General features: G+C 58.6%; 14 protein-coding genes. 10 read left to right on the top strand and 4 right to left on the bottom strand.

What is annotated here, in order from left to right:
• Positions 1-9 precede the first annotated feature (9 nt).
• Positions 10-876 (top strand): S-methyl-5'-thioadenosine phosphorylase, encoded by an 867-nt coding sequence (gene mtnP, locus MWU39_RS12390; RefSeq protein WP_247160451.1) that lies wholly within the window; start codon positions 10-12, stop codon positions 874-876.
• A 51-nt stretch (positions 877-927) separates the two neighbouring features.
• Here mtnP and MWU39_RS12395 read toward each other — a convergent pair whose 3' ends face one another.
• Entirely contained in the window at positions 928-1,431 is a 504-nt protein-coding gene (locus tag MWU39_RS12395) for a MarR family transcriptional regulator (protein WP_247160452.1), read from the bottom strand.
• Between the two features lie 101 nt (positions 1,432-1,532).
• Between MWU39_RS12395 and MWU39_RS12400 the strand changes: the two genes are divergently transcribed.
• Positions 1,533-1,940: a nuclear transport factor 2 family protein gene (locus MWU39_RS12400; RefSeq protein ID WP_247160453.1), complete on the top strand. Its 408-nt coding sequence runs from the start codon at positions 1,533-1,535 to the stop codon at positions 1,938-1,940.
• Between the two features lie 12 nt (positions 1,941-1,952).
• Here MWU39_RS12400 and MWU39_RS12405 read toward each other — a convergent pair whose 3' ends face one another.
• The gene (locus MWU39_RS12405) at positions 1,953-2,246 is read right to left on the bottom strand and encodes a YciI family protein (RefSeq protein WP_247160454.1); all 294 of its coding nucleotides are present in this window, start codon (positions 2,244-2,246) and stop codon (positions 1,953-1,955) included.
• A 180-nt stretch (positions 2,247-2,426) separates the two neighbouring features.
• Between MWU39_RS12405 and putA the strand changes: the two genes are divergently transcribed.
• Both putA and MWU39_RS12415 read left to right on the top strand, forming a co-directional pair.
• On the top strand, positions 2,427-5,570 hold the full coding sequence (putA, locus tag MWU39_RS12410) for a bifunctional proline dehydrogenase/L-glutamate gamma-semialdehyde dehydrogenase PutA (RefSeq protein ID WP_247160455.1): 3,144 nt from the start codon (positions 2,427-2,429) through the stop codon (positions 5,568-5,570).
• A 46-nt stretch (positions 5,571-5,616) separates the two neighbouring features.
• Positions 5,617-6,144: a hypothetical protein gene (locus tag MWU39_RS12415; protein WP_247160456.1), complete on the top strand. Its 528-nt coding sequence runs from the start codon at positions 5,617-5,619 to the stop codon at positions 6,142-6,144.
• 10 nt (positions 6,145-6,154) lie between these two features.
• Here the strand turns inward: MWU39_RS12415 and MWU39_RS12420 are convergent, their stop codons facing one another.
• Positions 6,155-6,610 carry a PaaI family thioesterase gene (locus tag MWU39_RS12420; RefSeq protein ID WP_247160457.1) on the bottom strand — a complete coding sequence of 152 codons (456 nt, stop codon included), beginning with the start codon at positions 6,608-6,610 and terminating at the stop codon, positions 6,155-6,157.
• Between the two features lie 80 nt (positions 6,611-6,690).
• Between MWU39_RS12420 and MWU39_RS12425 the strand changes: the two genes are divergently transcribed.
• The 6 genes from MWU39_RS12425 to MWU39_RS12450 all read left to right on the top strand — a co-directional run bounded on the left by MWU39_RS12425 (position 6,691) and on the right by MWU39_RS12450 (position 11,244).
• Positions 6,691-7,032, top strand: coding sequence for a helix-turn-helix domain-containing protein (locus MWU39_RS12425; RefSeq protein ID WP_247160458.1), 342 nt, complete (start codon positions 6,691-6,693; stop codon positions 7,030-7,032).
• A complete protein-coding gene (locus MWU39_RS12430; protein WP_247160459.1) occupies positions 7,029-7,295 on the top strand; it encodes a hypothetical protein in 267 nt (88 codons plus the stop codon). The genes MWU39_RS12425 and MWU39_RS12430 overlap by 4 nt, the downstream gene beginning before the upstream one ends.
• A gap of 91 nt (positions 7,296-7,386) precedes the next feature.
• Positions 7,387-7,941: a dCTP deaminase gene (gene dcd, locus MWU39_RS12435; RefSeq protein WP_218404148.1), complete on the top strand. Its 555-nt coding sequence runs from the start codon at positions 7,387-7,389 to the stop codon at positions 7,939-7,941.
• A 66-nt stretch (positions 7,942-8,007) separates the two neighbouring features.
• Positions 8,008-9,069 (top strand): helix-turn-helix domain-containing protein, encoded by a 1,062-nt coding sequence (locus MWU39_RS12440; RefSeq protein ID WP_247160460.1) that lies wholly within the window; start codon positions 8,008-8,010, stop codon positions 9,067-9,069.
• Positions 9,070-9,172: 103 nt separating this feature from the next.
• A complete protein-coding gene (locus tag MWU39_RS12445; protein WP_247160461.1) occupies positions 9,173-9,709 on the top strand; it encodes a hypothetical protein in 537 nt (178 codons plus the stop codon).
• Positions 9,710-10,068: 359 nt separating this feature from the next.
• Positions 10,069-11,244, top strand: a complete 1,176-nt coding sequence (locus tag MWU39_RS12450; RefSeq protein WP_247160462.1) for a saccharopine dehydrogenase NADP-binding domain-containing protein — start codon at positions 10,069-10,071, stop codon at positions 11,242-11,244.
• Between the two features lie 79 nt (positions 11,245-11,323).
• Here the strand turns inward: MWU39_RS12450 and MWU39_RS12455 are convergent, their stop codons facing one another.
• Entirely contained in the window at positions 11,324-13,519 is a 2,196-nt protein-coding gene (locus MWU39_RS12455; protein ID WP_247160463.1) for a TonB-dependent receptor, read from the bottom strand.
• Positions 13,520-13,643: the final 124 nt, after the last annotated feature.

Genomic DNA, 13,643 nt, shown 5'->3' on the forward strand with positions numbered 1-13,643 from the left:
CGCGCAAACATGGCGAGCGAATGGTGCATCGGGATCATCGGCGGATCGGGACTCTACGATATAGAGGGCCTCGAAGACGAGCAGTGGATCGCGATTGAAACCCCATGGGGTGAGCCTTCGGATGAAGTGCTGTGCGGGCGCATCGGCGATGTCAAAGTCCGCTTCCTGCCGCGCCACGGACGCGGCCATCCCGTCTCGCCCAGTGAGCTGAACAGCCGCGCCAATATCGATGCGCTGAAACGCGCAGGCTGCACCGATATCCTCGCAATCTCCGCCATCGGATCGCTGCGCGAACAGATCGAGCCGGGGCGCTTTGTCGTGGTCGAACAATTCATCGATCGCACCGTAAATCGCGAAAGCACATTCTTCGGCAGCGGCTTTGTCACCCATGTCTCCATGGCCGATCCCGTCTGCCCGCGCCTGTCAGAAATGGCCGGAAAAGCCATCGCCGCCTGCAAAGGCAAAGTCGCCGTCGGCGCGACCTATCTCGCGATGGAAGGACCGCAATTCTCGACCCGCGCCGAAAGCCTGATGTACCGCCAATGGGGCGCCGATGTCATCGGAATGACAGCCATGCCAGAGGCAAAGCTGGCCCGCGAGGCGGAGTTACCTTACGCCCTGATCGGCATGGCAACCGACTATGATTGCTGGCGCGAAGGCGAGCAGGTCGATGTCGCACAGGTCGTCGCGCAGATGCAGGCGAATGGAGAATTGGCTCGCGACACCATCGTCAAGTTCATCGAAAGCCTGCCCAAAAAACGCGCCGCTTCGCCAATCGACACCGCTCTGGATGATGCCGTCATCACAGCGCCGGATGAGCATGAGCCAGCCATGCTGGCAAAATTGGATGCGGTGGCGGGGCGCTTGCTCAACTAACGGTGCAGCGCGTGAGTCTGATCTCTTTACAGCCCAGCGCCAACCATAGTCCTATTCGGACGATTTAAAGTCAGCGGGAATCGGGCAGTTGGCGCATTTCTCGCTATCGCACATCCGGCATATGCGGCGCCGCCCAAGATCGTCGTCACTCGCCGACTTCAAAACCTTGCGCAACAAATCATCCAGCATGTCGCGCTCTTCGTCCGCAAGAGACTCAACAAGAGGGCGAATGGCTAGCAAGCGCCCTTTCAACAGTTCCTCTCGCTTTTCCATTCCAGCGTCAGTCAAATAAAGTGCGTTGGAGCGTTTGTCGCTCCCACTGCGGCGCTCAACAAGATTGTCAGCGACCAGTCTGTCGATCAATCGCACGGTGCCCGGATGGCTCAACTGCAAGACCTTCCCCAGCCGGTCATTCGACAGGCCAAAGCCATAACCGATCACGACCAAAGCCGCAGGGGTTTCGCCCGCCCGGTGCAAAATATCGAGCGCGGATGCCTGAATCCGATCGGCCACTGCCAGCCCCAAGGCACCCAAAAGGTTTACGGTGCTATCCATCATTTATCTCGCTCAAAACAATTGCACTCACTTTCCGATTGACGATATGTGCGCTGCGCACATATATGACTAACCACACCACTCTTCAAATGGATAGTCCTATGTCTAACGCATCACTCTCACCCGAACATCAAGACTTCTATGAACGCTTCAAGTCGTTCTGGGCCGCACCGTCGGGTGATCGCGTCGCAGAACTCATTGCGCCCGAAGCGACCATCCATTTCACTGGTGCGGGCTTTATGACAGGCGCGCAATACGCCGCATGGATGGGAGAAGCCTTGCCAACGTTCGAGGACATGACCGTCACCCCGATGGACTGCGCAGGCAACGGCGAGATACTCTACATCGCTTGGGAGGCATCTGCCCGCCTTCACGGCGAACAGCGGACCTATCGCGGCGTAGACCGTTTTCGGATCAAAGATGGAATGGCGATTGAGGAGCACGTCATCTTTGATTCGGCCGTACTCACTCCAGAAGGTCGCGGCGGCATCGAACAAAAAAGCGGCTAGGCCCCGCTCCCATCACTCTGCCTTCCAGCGCCCCTTAACCGGCTCAAATTTGTCCACCCGGATCGACTGCCACACGCCGCCGACCAGATAGGGATCGTCGTTCACGGTTGCTCGCGCTGCCGCTTCGTCTTCGGCTTCGATAATCAGCAGCGAACCGACAAAATCGCCGTTCTTGTTCGTCAGAGGCCCTGCGGCGAGATAGTTCTCGTCATGCTGGGCCATCCATTCCCGCTGGGCTTCAAGGTGGACCGCACGCAGCGTCTCGCTGTTCTCACCATCGCGACAATAAAAGCAGAATTTGGCCATCGGATGATCGTACCTAGCCCGCCGTCCCCGATCAAGCGGCAACACATGCGGCCAACTGCGTTCGACTTTGCTTGATGTCGCGGCTTTGCGGGTGCAAATCGGGCTCAGAAGTCCGAGTCGCATCGTCCATCCAGCATGGGCAGCGGCGGAGATGCTACAGGGAAAAGAGACCATCACGACGTGACCACGAACGCATTGCCAGACAACACCGCCCATTTCCTCGACCGCGCAGAGTTGCGCCGCGCTTATCGCGCCGAAGAGGAAGCGTGCATCGCGCAGCGCATCGAACAGGCCGCGCCCGCGCGAAAGGTGGCGGATGCTGCGGCTGATCTGGCGATTGATCTGATCAATGGTGCCCGCGCGCAAAAGGCGAGCGGCGTGGATGCGTTCTTGCAACAATACGGCCTCGATACCGAAGAGGGCATCGCGCTGATGTGTCTCGCCGAAGCCTTGCTGCGCGTGCCAGATGAAGAGACCGCCGATGCTCTGATCCGCGACAAGATCGGCGAGATCGAATGGGGCGATCATCTGGGCGAAAGCTCATCGACATTCGTGAACGCTGCGACGTTCTCCCTGATGCTGACCGGCGAAGTTCTGGAACGTCCCGAGGAACACCAGAAGGGCATGGGCCGCGTGCTGAAAGGCACGATGAACCGTCTGGGCGAACCTGTAATTCGCAAAGCGACTTTGCAGGCGATGCGCATTCTCGGCGGGCAGTTCGTCTTTGGCCGGACTATCGGCGAAGCGCTCAAACGCGCCAAGCCGGAACGCGCAAAAGGCCTTACCCATTCGTTTGACATGCTGGGCGAAGCGGCGATGACATTCGCCGATGCCGCGCGCTATGCATCTGCGTATGAAGGCGCGATTGATCGTTTGGCGAGCGAAGCGAAAGGCGGGGTTGGCCCGTCACCGGGTATCTCGGTCAAATTGTCGGCGCTGCACCCGAAATACGGCTATCTCCACGCCGAAGAAGCGCGGCAGGACATCGTGCCGATCGTCAAACGTCTCGCGATGAAAGCCCGCGATGCGGATATTCACTTTACGCTCGATGCCGAGGAAGCAGAACGGCTTGAGGTTTCGCTCGACATTATCGAGACGCTCGTCAGTGATGATCAACTGTTCACTCGCGAAGACGGATCGCGTTGGGACGGGTTCGGCCTTGCGATCCAAGCCTATCAGAAACGCGGCGTGCCGCTGTGTGATTGGGTGGCCAAACTCGCGCGGCGGCATGGGCGCAAGCTGTTCGTGCGGCTTGTCAAAGGCGCTTATTGGGATAGCGAGATCAAGGTCAGCCAGGTCGGCGGATACACCGATTATCCGGTCTTCACGCGCAAGCTGGCCACCGACGTATCCTACCTCGCCTGCGCGGCTCGCCTGTTCGAGCATGACGACGTGATCCGCCCGGCCTTTGCGACGCACAACGCCTACACCGTGGCCGCTGTGAAAGAGATGGCGAAGGGGCGGGGCTTTGAGTTCCAGCGCCTCCACGGCATGGGCGAAGAAGTCTTCGATGCTCTCGGCAAGATCGAGGGCAATGATCGCACGCCTGTGCGCATCTACGCGCCCGTTGGCGGACACAAAGAATTGCTCGCCTATCTCGTGCGCCGCTTGCTCGAAAACGGAGCCAATACCAGCTTTGTAAACCGCATGGGCGACGCCGATATTCCGGCCAGCGAATTGGTTGGCGATCCGGTCGAAGAACTCGCCGCAATGTCGCCGCGCCGCAACACCGCCATTCCGCTGCCGCGCGATATTCTTGGAGAGCGCGTCAACAGCGCCGGAGTCGATCTGTCCGATCCGCTGGTGCTTGGCCCGCTTCAGGAGCGTTTGAAGCGTCTGGAAAGCATTCAATGGCGCGCTGAACCAACCTTCCCCGCCGAAGAACCCGGCGAAATCGCGCCGATCACAATGCCGCATGACCTCACGGCTGAGGTCGGCACCCGCCGCGATGCGACCGCAGAGGAAGTGGACGCCGCATTCGCCCGCGCCGAAGCGATCCAGCCGGGCTGGGACGCATTGGGCGGAGAAGCGCGCGCGTTGTTGCTGGAAGAAGCCGCCAACCAGTTCGAAGCGCATACCGACGAGTTTCTATCTCTTTGCCAGCGCGAAGCGGGAAAGACTCTGCTCGATGGCGTGGCCGAACTGCGCGAAGCGGTCGACTTTCTGCGGTATTACGCCGCAGAGGCGCGCCGCCAGTTTGACGAGCCGCTTTATCTGCCCGGCCCGACCGGTGAGGAAAACACGCTTCGCATGCACGGCCGCGGCGTTTTCGCCACGATCAGCCCGTGGAATTTCCCGCTCGCGATCTTCACCGGCATGGCCTCGGCTGCACTCGCGGCGGGCAATGCCGTGATCACCAAACCAGCGGAGCAAACCCCGCTCACTGCGGCGCTTGCCGTGAAGCTGATGCATGATGCGGGTATCCCGCCAGAGGCACTGCAACTGCTGCCCGGTGCAGGCGAAGTGGGTCAGCTCATCACGTCCGATCCCCGCATCGCTGGCGTCGCTTTTACCGGCTCGACCGAGACGGCCCGCCTGATCAACCAATCGCTCGCTGGACGCGACGGGCCGATTGCGACTTTGATCGCGGAAACCGGCGGCCAAAATGCGATGATAGTCGATTCATCGGCGCTGCCCGAGCAGGTCGTGCGCGATGTTCTGGCGAGCGCATTCCAGTCGGCGGGTCAGCGGTGCTCGGCATTGCGTGTGCTGTATCTGCAAGATGACGTCGCCGATGAAATGCTGGAGATGATCCGCGGCGGATTCGAGGCCCTGCATGTCGGCGATCCGGCGGACCTCGCCACCGATGTCGGCCCTGTGATTGATCCGGACGCACAAGCCGCGCTTGAACGCCATGTCGCACGCAGCATCGCTTCCGAGCGTAACGTAACGCGTTGCTTCATGCCTGAAGGCACCGACAAAGGCTGCTACGTCGCGCCGACCATTATCGAGGTGGATTCGATCCTCGATCTGAACCGTGAAAACTTCGGCCCTGTCCTGCATGTGGCGCGGTTCAAATCCGAAGAGCTGAGTCAGGTCATCGAAGATATCAACGCGACCGGATACGGCCTGACGCTTGGCCTGCACAGTCGCATCGCCGCCACGCGCCGCTTTGTTCAGGCCCGCGCGAAAGTCGGCAATTTCTACGTCAACCGCAACCAAATTGGGGCGATTGTCGAAAGCCAGCCATTCGGCGGCGAAGGCTTGTCCGGCACCGGTCCCAAAGCGGGCGGCCCGAACTATCTCGCCCGTTTTGCAACCGAGCGCGTGACCTGCATCGACACAACAGCGGCGGGCGGCAACGCCACTCTGCTCGCGAGCTAAAAAGGTTTACTTGCGGGCAGACGGGGTTGCGCGATAAAAGCGCTTCATGCCCAAGTTTCTGATTCACCTTTTCACCCTGCTCGCGCTCGTCTGGAGCGGCCCTGCGCTCGCCGATGTGCAGATCCACTTTCACAGCGTGAACGGATCGGTGCTGTTTGGACGGTACCCGCACACATTCTTTGTGCTGGAAGGCACGCTGGAATCGAACGGCAAAGCGGTGAACGAGAATTACGGCTTCTCCGCCCGCAAGGCGACCACAGCGGTTCTGCGCGGGCCGGTGGAGCATATGGTGCTCGCCGAAAAGCCGAAATTTATCAAGAAAACCAATCGCCATTTCTCGATGACGATTACCGACGAGCAATATTACCGGATCATCGCCGAAAAGGACAAATGGCAGAACGCGCCGGGCAAATATTACAGCCTCGACACGCGCAACTGCATCCACTTTGTAGGCACAATGGCGAAGATACTCGGCCTGAAGGTTGAATATCCTGAAGACATGCTGCGCCGCCCGAAAAAATGGCTCAATCACGTCACGGCGCTCAACCCGCAGCTTGGCGCAAAGCAGATATAGGAGCGGAAGCTCAGCTCGCTTTCGAAGTCGCTATGCCAGTCGGCACGATGGTCGCTTGAGCCACCGCGACAAGCACTGGATCGCTGCCTCCGTCTTCTGACCACACATCCGCGCGCACGACGACCTGCCGCTTGCCCGCTTTCACAACGCTGCCTTTGGACCGCAGCTTTGCGCCCTTTGCCGGGGCGAGGAAATTGATCGTGTAGCTGCCCGTCACCACATCGCCGACAGCGGAACTGGCCGCCCATGCGCAGGCATTATCAGCCATCAATCCGACGATGGCACCGTGAGCAAAGCCGTGATGCTGAGTCATTTCCGGCCGAACATCCATCTCGATCTCGGCCACCCCCTCCCAGCAACGAACCGGCTCAAGCTCCAGAAAGCTGCTGAACCCAGACCGCCCGACTGCGATCCTTTTCATATAATCGAGCACTTGCTGTTCATTATCGAAACCGGGTCTGGACATATTCAAATCCTTAAGTCTGGAAATAAGACTTAATTCAATCACGCTTGTGCTTTGCTTGGTCAAGTCTAAAATGCAGACCTATGAACCCGCTCGAGCTTTCCACGTCTCCCTGTCCCGTTGGCCGGGCGTCGCGCATTCTCGGGGACCGATGGGTCATTCTGATTGTGCGCGAAGCATTTTTAGGAGCGACACGGTTTGAAGAATTTCTGCCCAATACCGGCATCAATCGCGCCGCGCTGACATCGCGCCTTACCGCTCTGGTCGAGCATGGAATTCTGGAACGCGACCCTCCCGAAGGACGCCGCGCCGAGTACAAACTGACAGAGGCTGGCCGCGAGCTGGCCCCCGTTATGGGCGCGATGCGCGAATGGGGTGATAAATGGCTGTTTGATGGCAAAGGACGGACGAAAGAGAAGCAATGACCTTGTCCGAGAATCCACGGCTGATCACAGCTCACTCGGTTGTTTTCAATGATGGCAAGTTCATCTTGGAAACATACAGTTTTGGGACCTACTGCCTCTACTTCAAGAACGTCGACGATGCCGCCTGCATCCGAGATGACCTCTTCGACGATCTTTCAGATGCCATGGAGTCATGCTTGGATGAATACGGAATTCCGCTCGACTCTTGGGAGTTATTAGAAGCGCATTCCCCAATCATGGCGCCCCTTGATCCCTCAATATAGGCGTCAATGAATATGGCAGCGCGTCAATCCTCCCACACCTAAAACTACGCCAACGCTTGCCCCGTCCGCGCCCTTCGGGAATCACTGCGTCATGGCTATTCTTTCAGACAAATGGATTCGTGAGCAGGCTCAAACCAACGGCATGATTGAGCCGTTTGAGGAAGCGCAGCGCCGCGATGGTGTGATCTCTTACGGGCTCAGCTCATACGGGTACGACGCGCGGGTTGCGCCAGAGTTCAAGATTTTCACCAATGTGAACTCTGCGACGGTCGATCCAAAGAAATTCGACGCAAACAGCCTCGTTGATCGCGAAACCGATGTCTGCATCATCCCGCCCAACTCCTTTGCTCTGGCACGCACCGTCGAGTATTTCCGCGTACCCGAAGACGTGCTGGTCATCTGCCTAGGCAAAAGCACCTATGCGCGCTGCGGTATCATCGTGAATGTCACCCCGCTTGAGCCGGGCTGGGAAGGCCACGTGACGCTGGAATTTTCCAACACCACGCCGCTGCCTGCAAAAATCTACGCCAATGAAGGCGCGTGCCAGTTTCTGTTCCTGAAAGGGAACGAGCGCTGCGAGACCAGCTACAAAGACCGCGCGGGCAAATATATGGGCCAGCGCGGGGTGACGCTGCCACGGTTGTAGAAGGCAATGTGGGACGGGCTTGTTCTTGGCTGGCGAACGGCGATCCTTATCCCGCCAATACTTGCCATGCTGGTCATCGCAACCGCCCTAACCCGAGCTTTGGCAAACCACACCGCGAACCGGTCACTCGCGATCTTACTCGTCGTTTTGGTTGGGACACTTACGCCATGGGCAATAGGGTTCGCTGGTTTTTATGATCGCTGGCAATGGCTCAGCTTCGCCCCCTTCTCACATCCTCTAGCGGTCGCCCCGCTGTTCTATTTCTATCTGTTCGCGCTCGTCCATGGCCGGCTTCCGGGAAGGCTCAGCCTCCATCTTGCCGCCCCGATTATATTCGGCGCTGTGATGGTGATCAGTTTCCTGCTGCCTGCTGATGCGAAATCGACCTGGGCGCGCATTTCCTCTGGCGGGTTCGACATTGTGGTCTCTCTCGGCATTGTCGTTGGCTTTGCAATGTACGGGCGTTTGAGCTGGCTGTTGCTCCGCCGCTACCGCGTGTGGCTGGCGAGTGAGCGGAGCGACGATGACCGTTTTGCAGCGCGTTGGCTCCAGAACATTCTGATCGGCGGTGCTGCGCTTTTGGCAGTATGGGCTGTTTACGAAGTGACCAATGCTGTGATCGGGCTTAGCTATCGCGGTCTGATGGGCCTGTATATCGTAATCGCTATCCTAGGCACGGCGCTTGCAATCGAGGGCTGGCGCCATGCGCATTTGCCGTTCCCCTCGATGCCCTTCGGCCTAGATGCAGGCTTGCAAGAGGACAAACAGGCCGAGCCTCGCCCGACTCTCGTGAAAGACGCCAACCGCTGGGTTGAACAAATCCGCCAAGATCGCCTTTACGAAGATCCAGAAATCTCGCTTGCCCGCGCCGCACGGCATCTTGGAACGAACCAGTCCTACCTCTCACGTGCGGTGAATGAGCAGTTCGGAATGAACTGGTCCGCTCTGATCAATGGGATGCGGAGCGAAGCGGTCGCAGAGCGGCTTGCCGTGGATGCATCTGCCGATATTCTCCGCACGGCGTTGGAGTGCGGCTTCAATTCCAAAGCCAGCTTCAACCGCTCCTTCCGGGCGCACCATGGCATGACACCATCTGCCTTCAGGCGCGAAACGTCTCAGAACGCATAAACGTACAGCGTTTTGGGATGTGAGACGCGCGGGCAAGAATTCCGAGCCATCTGTCTTTTCAGCGACGGCCAATCGGGCCCACGCCTCTTAAAAAGGACTAACGATGTTTCAATCTCTCACCGTTCTCGCCGCACTTGCCCAAGTCACCGCAGCGACCGCCGATGCTCCTCAAACCGCAGTGGATGCCTTCACTGGATTGGAAGGGAATTGGCAGGGTCAGCTCGAATATCGCGATTATCAATCGGATACGATGCAGGCGATCCCAATGCGCGTCGAATTCGACACGATCCCTGACAAAACCACGTTCCTCCAACGGGCAGAATTCACTGATCCCGGATTTCCTGTGCGGATCACGACTTTGATCAATGTTGCAGGTGCGGACACGAACGTCGCCATTTCACGCGCCGGTCGTCCGTTCGAAACCTACACGCAAAATGCGCGTCTCGCGCCGGGCGCGATCGCCGATAGCTGGACTATAACATTTACCCGGGTCGGCGAAGACGACAATCGCCCCGCTGCCATCCGCGAAGTCATGACCCGCAAAGCAGAGAGCCTGACCGTCACGAAAGAGGTCGATTTTCTCGACGATGAAGCAGCGGAATGGGTGTTTCGCAACCGGGTGTCGCTTTCTTCTGAATAGAGCCAGCTTTGGTTTGATATATTGGGCCGCTCGGGGAACCGGGCGGTCCCTTCTTTTGGAAACCTCGCTTTCGAAAAAGCTTTATTTGCGGGCCAATTTTCCTACTCGTCCACGCCGCGCTAGTCTGGCTGCGCCCGCTACATTGGCTCGAATATGAAAGGCCGGCCATGTTGGAGAGTTGTCACCCACGTCCTACACGAGCAAGCATCTGATTTCGCCGCATATACTCATGTAGGACACAGATGACACTTCGCCCAATCTGTCATGTGTGTCCTACACAGGAACAAAGCGCCCTCCCCGCGACTTTGACTCTCGCACCCCTCGTGCGCATTGCTGCGGGGACAAAGGAGACAATCTGAATGGCTACCCCAGAATTTGACATCATCATCTACGGCTCGACCGGTTACACCGGCCGCCTCGTCGCCGAGTACCTTGATCAGCATTACGGCAACCGTGATGACGGCCCGAAATGGGCCATGGCTGGCCGCTCTCAGGAAAAACTGGAAGCCGTTCGCGATGAAATCGGCGCGCCTGCCGATACGCCTCTGGTGGTCGCCGATGCGGATGACATGGCTAGCCTCGAAGCGATGTGCCACCGCACCAAAGTCGTCCTGACCACTGTTGGCCCATACCAGCTTTACGGCGACAATCTCGTCGCGGCCTGCGTGACGACCGGCACCGATTACGCCGACCTTTCCGGCGAGCCTGCATGGATGGCGGAGAAGATCGCCGAGCATGAAGAGAACGCCAAGAAATCGGGTGCGCGCATCTGCTTCTCCAGCGGGTTCGACTCGATTCCGTTCGATCTCGGCGTGTTGATGACGCAGAAGGAAGCGCAAAAGCGCTGGGGCATGCCTGCTCCGAAAATTCGTGGCCGCGTGCGCGCGATGGCGGGCACGTTCTCGGGCGGCACCGCAGCTAGCCTTGGCGCGACGATGAAGGCAATGGCGAAGAACCCGTCGCTCATCAATGTCATGCGCAGCCCGTTTGCTCTGACACCGGGTTTCGAAGGGCCAAGCCAGCCTTCGGGCATGATCCCCGCTTACGAGAAGGATCTGGACAAATGGGCCGCTCCGTTTGTGATGGCGCCGATCAATACAAAGAACGTCCACCGCACCAACTTCCTGCTGGGCCACCCTTACGGCGAAGACTTCCAGTATGATGAAATGATGCTCACCAGCCCCGGCGATGCGGGCAAGAAAATGGCTGAGGCTGCGACGGAAATGATGAAGAACCCGTTCGGTGCGAAACCGCCAAAACCGGGTGAAGGCCCGAGCAAGGAAGAGCGCGAGAACGGCTTTTACGATGTGCTGTTTGTCGCTGACATGCCCGATGGCGAGAGCCTGCATTACAGCGTCAAAGGCAAGTACGATCCGGGCTATGGCTCGACCAGCCGGATGCTGTCGGAAACCGGCATCGCGCTGACCGAAAGCGATGCGCCGGGCGGCATCGGGACACCGGGCTCATTCCTTGGCGAAGCTCTGGTCAAGCGGCTTGAAGAGCATGCCGATCTGAAATTCACCGCCGAAAACTAAGCGGCGGCAAAACGTCAAATGAAAAGGGGCGAGCGCCGGTTATGCCAGCGCCCGCCCCTTTCGTTTTCCTACTTCCGGATCAGAAGCTAAGGCGAACGCTCGCCCGGATGTTACGGCCAGCCAGCGGGACAAAGTCTTTCGTAAAGCTCGCATGGCGGCGGCCATTCACGTCAAATACGTTGTCGGCGGAAAGCTGGACAAACACGTTCTCATTGTTCGCCAGCGGACGCCACGCGACGAGGAAGTTGACGAGCGCAAAATCCGAAGTCGGTGTTTCGAATGCGGCAATCTGGTCCTGTTCGGCAAACCACTGCACTTCGCCGCGCACGTCAAACGCATTGGTTTGCGCTTCGAGACCAGCGAGGAAGCTGAGCGGTGGAATGCGCGGGACGTTGGTGCCATCGCCAAGCTCGGCATTGATATACGAGCCGTTGAAATCGGCGATCAGGCCGAAATTGCCGGTGTCGAACAAAGGAAAGGAAACCTCGCCTTCGACACCGAAATAGGTGGCATCCTGTTGGAGATAGACGAACACGGGAAGATCATCTTCCTCCAGGCCGGTTTCGGTGAGATAGATGTAATCGTCGAACCACTGGTTGAACACAGCCGCGCTGAAGGTGACACCGCCGACTGTGCCGCGAGCGAAGGCTTCTACGCCCCATGCGCTTTCGGTGGACAGGTCGACATCGCCGATTTCAAACGCCTGCGTTGCGATATGCGGGCCGTCGGAGAACAGCTCTTCGGCACTCGGTGCACGCTCGGCGCGAGAAAGGTTGACACCAGCGCGGAATGCTTCGTCAGCTTCGTAGATGAAGCCAGCAGCACCGGAGAACGTATCGAAATCGCGCTCGATACCCAGCGTGCTTGCTTCGACAGAAGTGGTTTCATAGCGGGCAGCGAGTTCCAACTGGAACGGCCCCTTGCCGAATTCCTGCAGGCCGAAAACAGCGAACTGATCGGTGACGTTAGGCGGCACATACGCTTCGGCGCCTTCGGCAAAGAAATCACGGTGGCGGTACTGAATACCAAATCCGCCGCGCGATGGGCCGGTTTCGTTTTGCGTGAGTTCAAGCCGCGCTTCGATGCTTTCGCTGTCGAAGGTGGTGCCAACCTCATCGCCTTCAAATTCGGTGTGGGTGTAATCGGAATAGCCCGCCCGCAGTTTCAAACGGGAGAAGAACCCATCGCCCAATGCAATGTCACCTTTGAAATCAGCGCGGACCTGCTGAAGTGCGATGGTGACGAGCTCTTCGCCTTCCTCCTCACCTTCTTCTTCGCCCTCTTCGCCTTCTTCACCGTGGTGATGGCCAGCGCCCGGACGGGTCGGGACGCCATAATTGGTGTCGTAATAGCCGACCGATGCTCCAAACGTGCTTCCTCCGAGAATGACGCCAAAGCCGCCATTGATCGTATAGGTTTCGCTGGCCGAGTTCGGAATGACGTCTTCCTGATTGGCAGCTTCACGGAACTCTGCCGCTTCTTCAAGCTCGCCCTCGGCTTCTTCTTCGGCGGCTTCTTCGAGCAGTTCAGCCCGCAGTTCAGGGCCTACCTGAAAGCCGGGGATTTCAAGGTCGCCAGTTTCGCGCCAGCTGCCATCTACATGCAGCACGAAATTGTCACCGATCGGCACGTCAAGCGATGCACCGGCGGTGCGGAGGTCGCTTGCGGTGTCTGCCGCCACCAAGGCATCGAGGTGAAAGCCTTCGGCCGGAACGCGCGTCGGGATGCGTTTGTCGATCACATTGACCGCGCCGCCAATGGCTTGCGAACCATAGAGGAGCACAGCCGGCCCGCGCAGGACTTCGATCCGTTCTGCGGTCAGCGGATCGATCGAGGTCGCGTGGTCAACCGAGGTGTTGGAGACGTCAGCCGTACCGATCCCGTCCACAAGCACGCGCACCCGCTCACCTTGGAAACCGCGCAAGACAGGGCGCGAAGAACCGGGCGCAAAGCTGGTTGCGGAAACGCCGGGCAATTTGGCGAGCACTTCGCCGATCTGACCGTTCAGGTTGCGTTGAATTTGCTCCGCTTCGAAAACACTGGTTCCGGCGAGGATATCAAGCTGCTCAAGACCAGCCGCGCTGACGATGATATTGCCCTGATAATCAACCGCGCGGCTGTGCAGGTCATCTTCCGGAGCGTCCTTATCCTGTGCACCGCTTTCGGTCTGGTTCTCTTGCGCAGCTTCTTCGGCCAACGCAGGTGCGGCGGCCACGGCAAGCACCGCTGTCATAGCAATGCGGGATGCGATCAATTTCATGGGAGAGGTACTCATCTTGATAATGTGATAACGTAACATTGCTCTAGCAAGCTCGTTCCTCTTCGCAACCCCTTTTCGTCCACGCTCGACGAAAGGCCCGATTCCACCGATGACTGACGGGTTCCGTGCAAAATCCGAA

The organism is Erythrobacter sp. F6033 (assembly GCF_023016005.1).
In the GTDB taxonomy this organism is placed as follows: Bacteria; Pseudomonadota; Alphaproteobacteria; order Sphingomonadales; family Sphingomonadaceae; genus Erythrobacter.

Bases quoted from the DNA above. Each gene is read 5' to 3' on its own strand.
- mtnP (WP_247160451.1), top strand. From the start codon at position 10: ATGGCGAGCGAATGGTGCATCGGGATCATCGGCGGATCGGGACTCTAC.
- MWU39_RS12455 (WP_247160463.1), bottom strand. From the start codon at position 13,519: ATGAGTACCTCTCCCATGAAATTGATCGCATCCCGCATTGCTATGACA.
- MWU39_RS12415 (WP_247160456.1), top strand. From the start codon at position 5,617: ATGCCCAAGTTTCTGATTCACCTTTTCACCCTGCTCGCGCTCGTCTGG.
- MWU39_RS12430 (WP_247160459.1), top strand. From the start codon at position 7,029: ATGACCTTGTCCGAGAATCCACGGCTGATCACAGCTCACTCGGTTGTT.
- MWU39_RS12420 (WP_247160457.1), bottom strand. From the start codon at position 6,610: ATGTCCAGACCCGGTTTCGATAATGAACAGCAAGTGCTCGATTATATG.
- MWU39_RS12440 (WP_247160460.1), top strand. From the start codon at position 8,008: ATGCTGGTCATCGCAACCGCCCTAACCCGAGCTTTGGCAAACCACACC.
- MWU39_RS12400 (WP_247160453.1), top strand. From the start codon at position 1,533: ATGTCTAACGCATCACTCTCACCCGAACATCAAGACTTCTATGAACGC.
- MWU39_RS12405 (WP_247160454.1), bottom strand. From the start codon at position 2,246: ATGGCCAAATTCTGCTTTTATTGTCGCGATGGTGAGAACAGCGAGACG.
- MWU39_RS12450 (WP_247160462.1), top strand. From the start codon at position 10,069: ATGGCTACCCCAGAATTTGACATCATCATCTACGGCTCGACCGGTTAC.
- MWU39_RS12425 (WP_247160458.1), top strand. From the start codon at position 6,691: ATGAACCCGCTCGAGCTTTCCACGTCTCCCTGTCCCGTTGGCCGGGCG.
- MWU39_RS12395 (WP_247160452.1), bottom strand. From the start codon at position 1,431: ATGGATAGCACCGTAAACCTTTTGGGTGCCTTGGGGCTGGCAGTGGCC.
- dcd (WP_218404148.1), top strand. From the start codon at position 7,387: ATGGCTATTCTTTCAGACAAATGGATTCGTGAGCAGGCTCAAACCAAC.
- MWU39_RS12445 (WP_247160461.1), top strand. From the start codon at position 9,173: ATGTTTCAATCTCTCACCGTTCTCGCCGCACTTGCCCAAGTCACCGCA.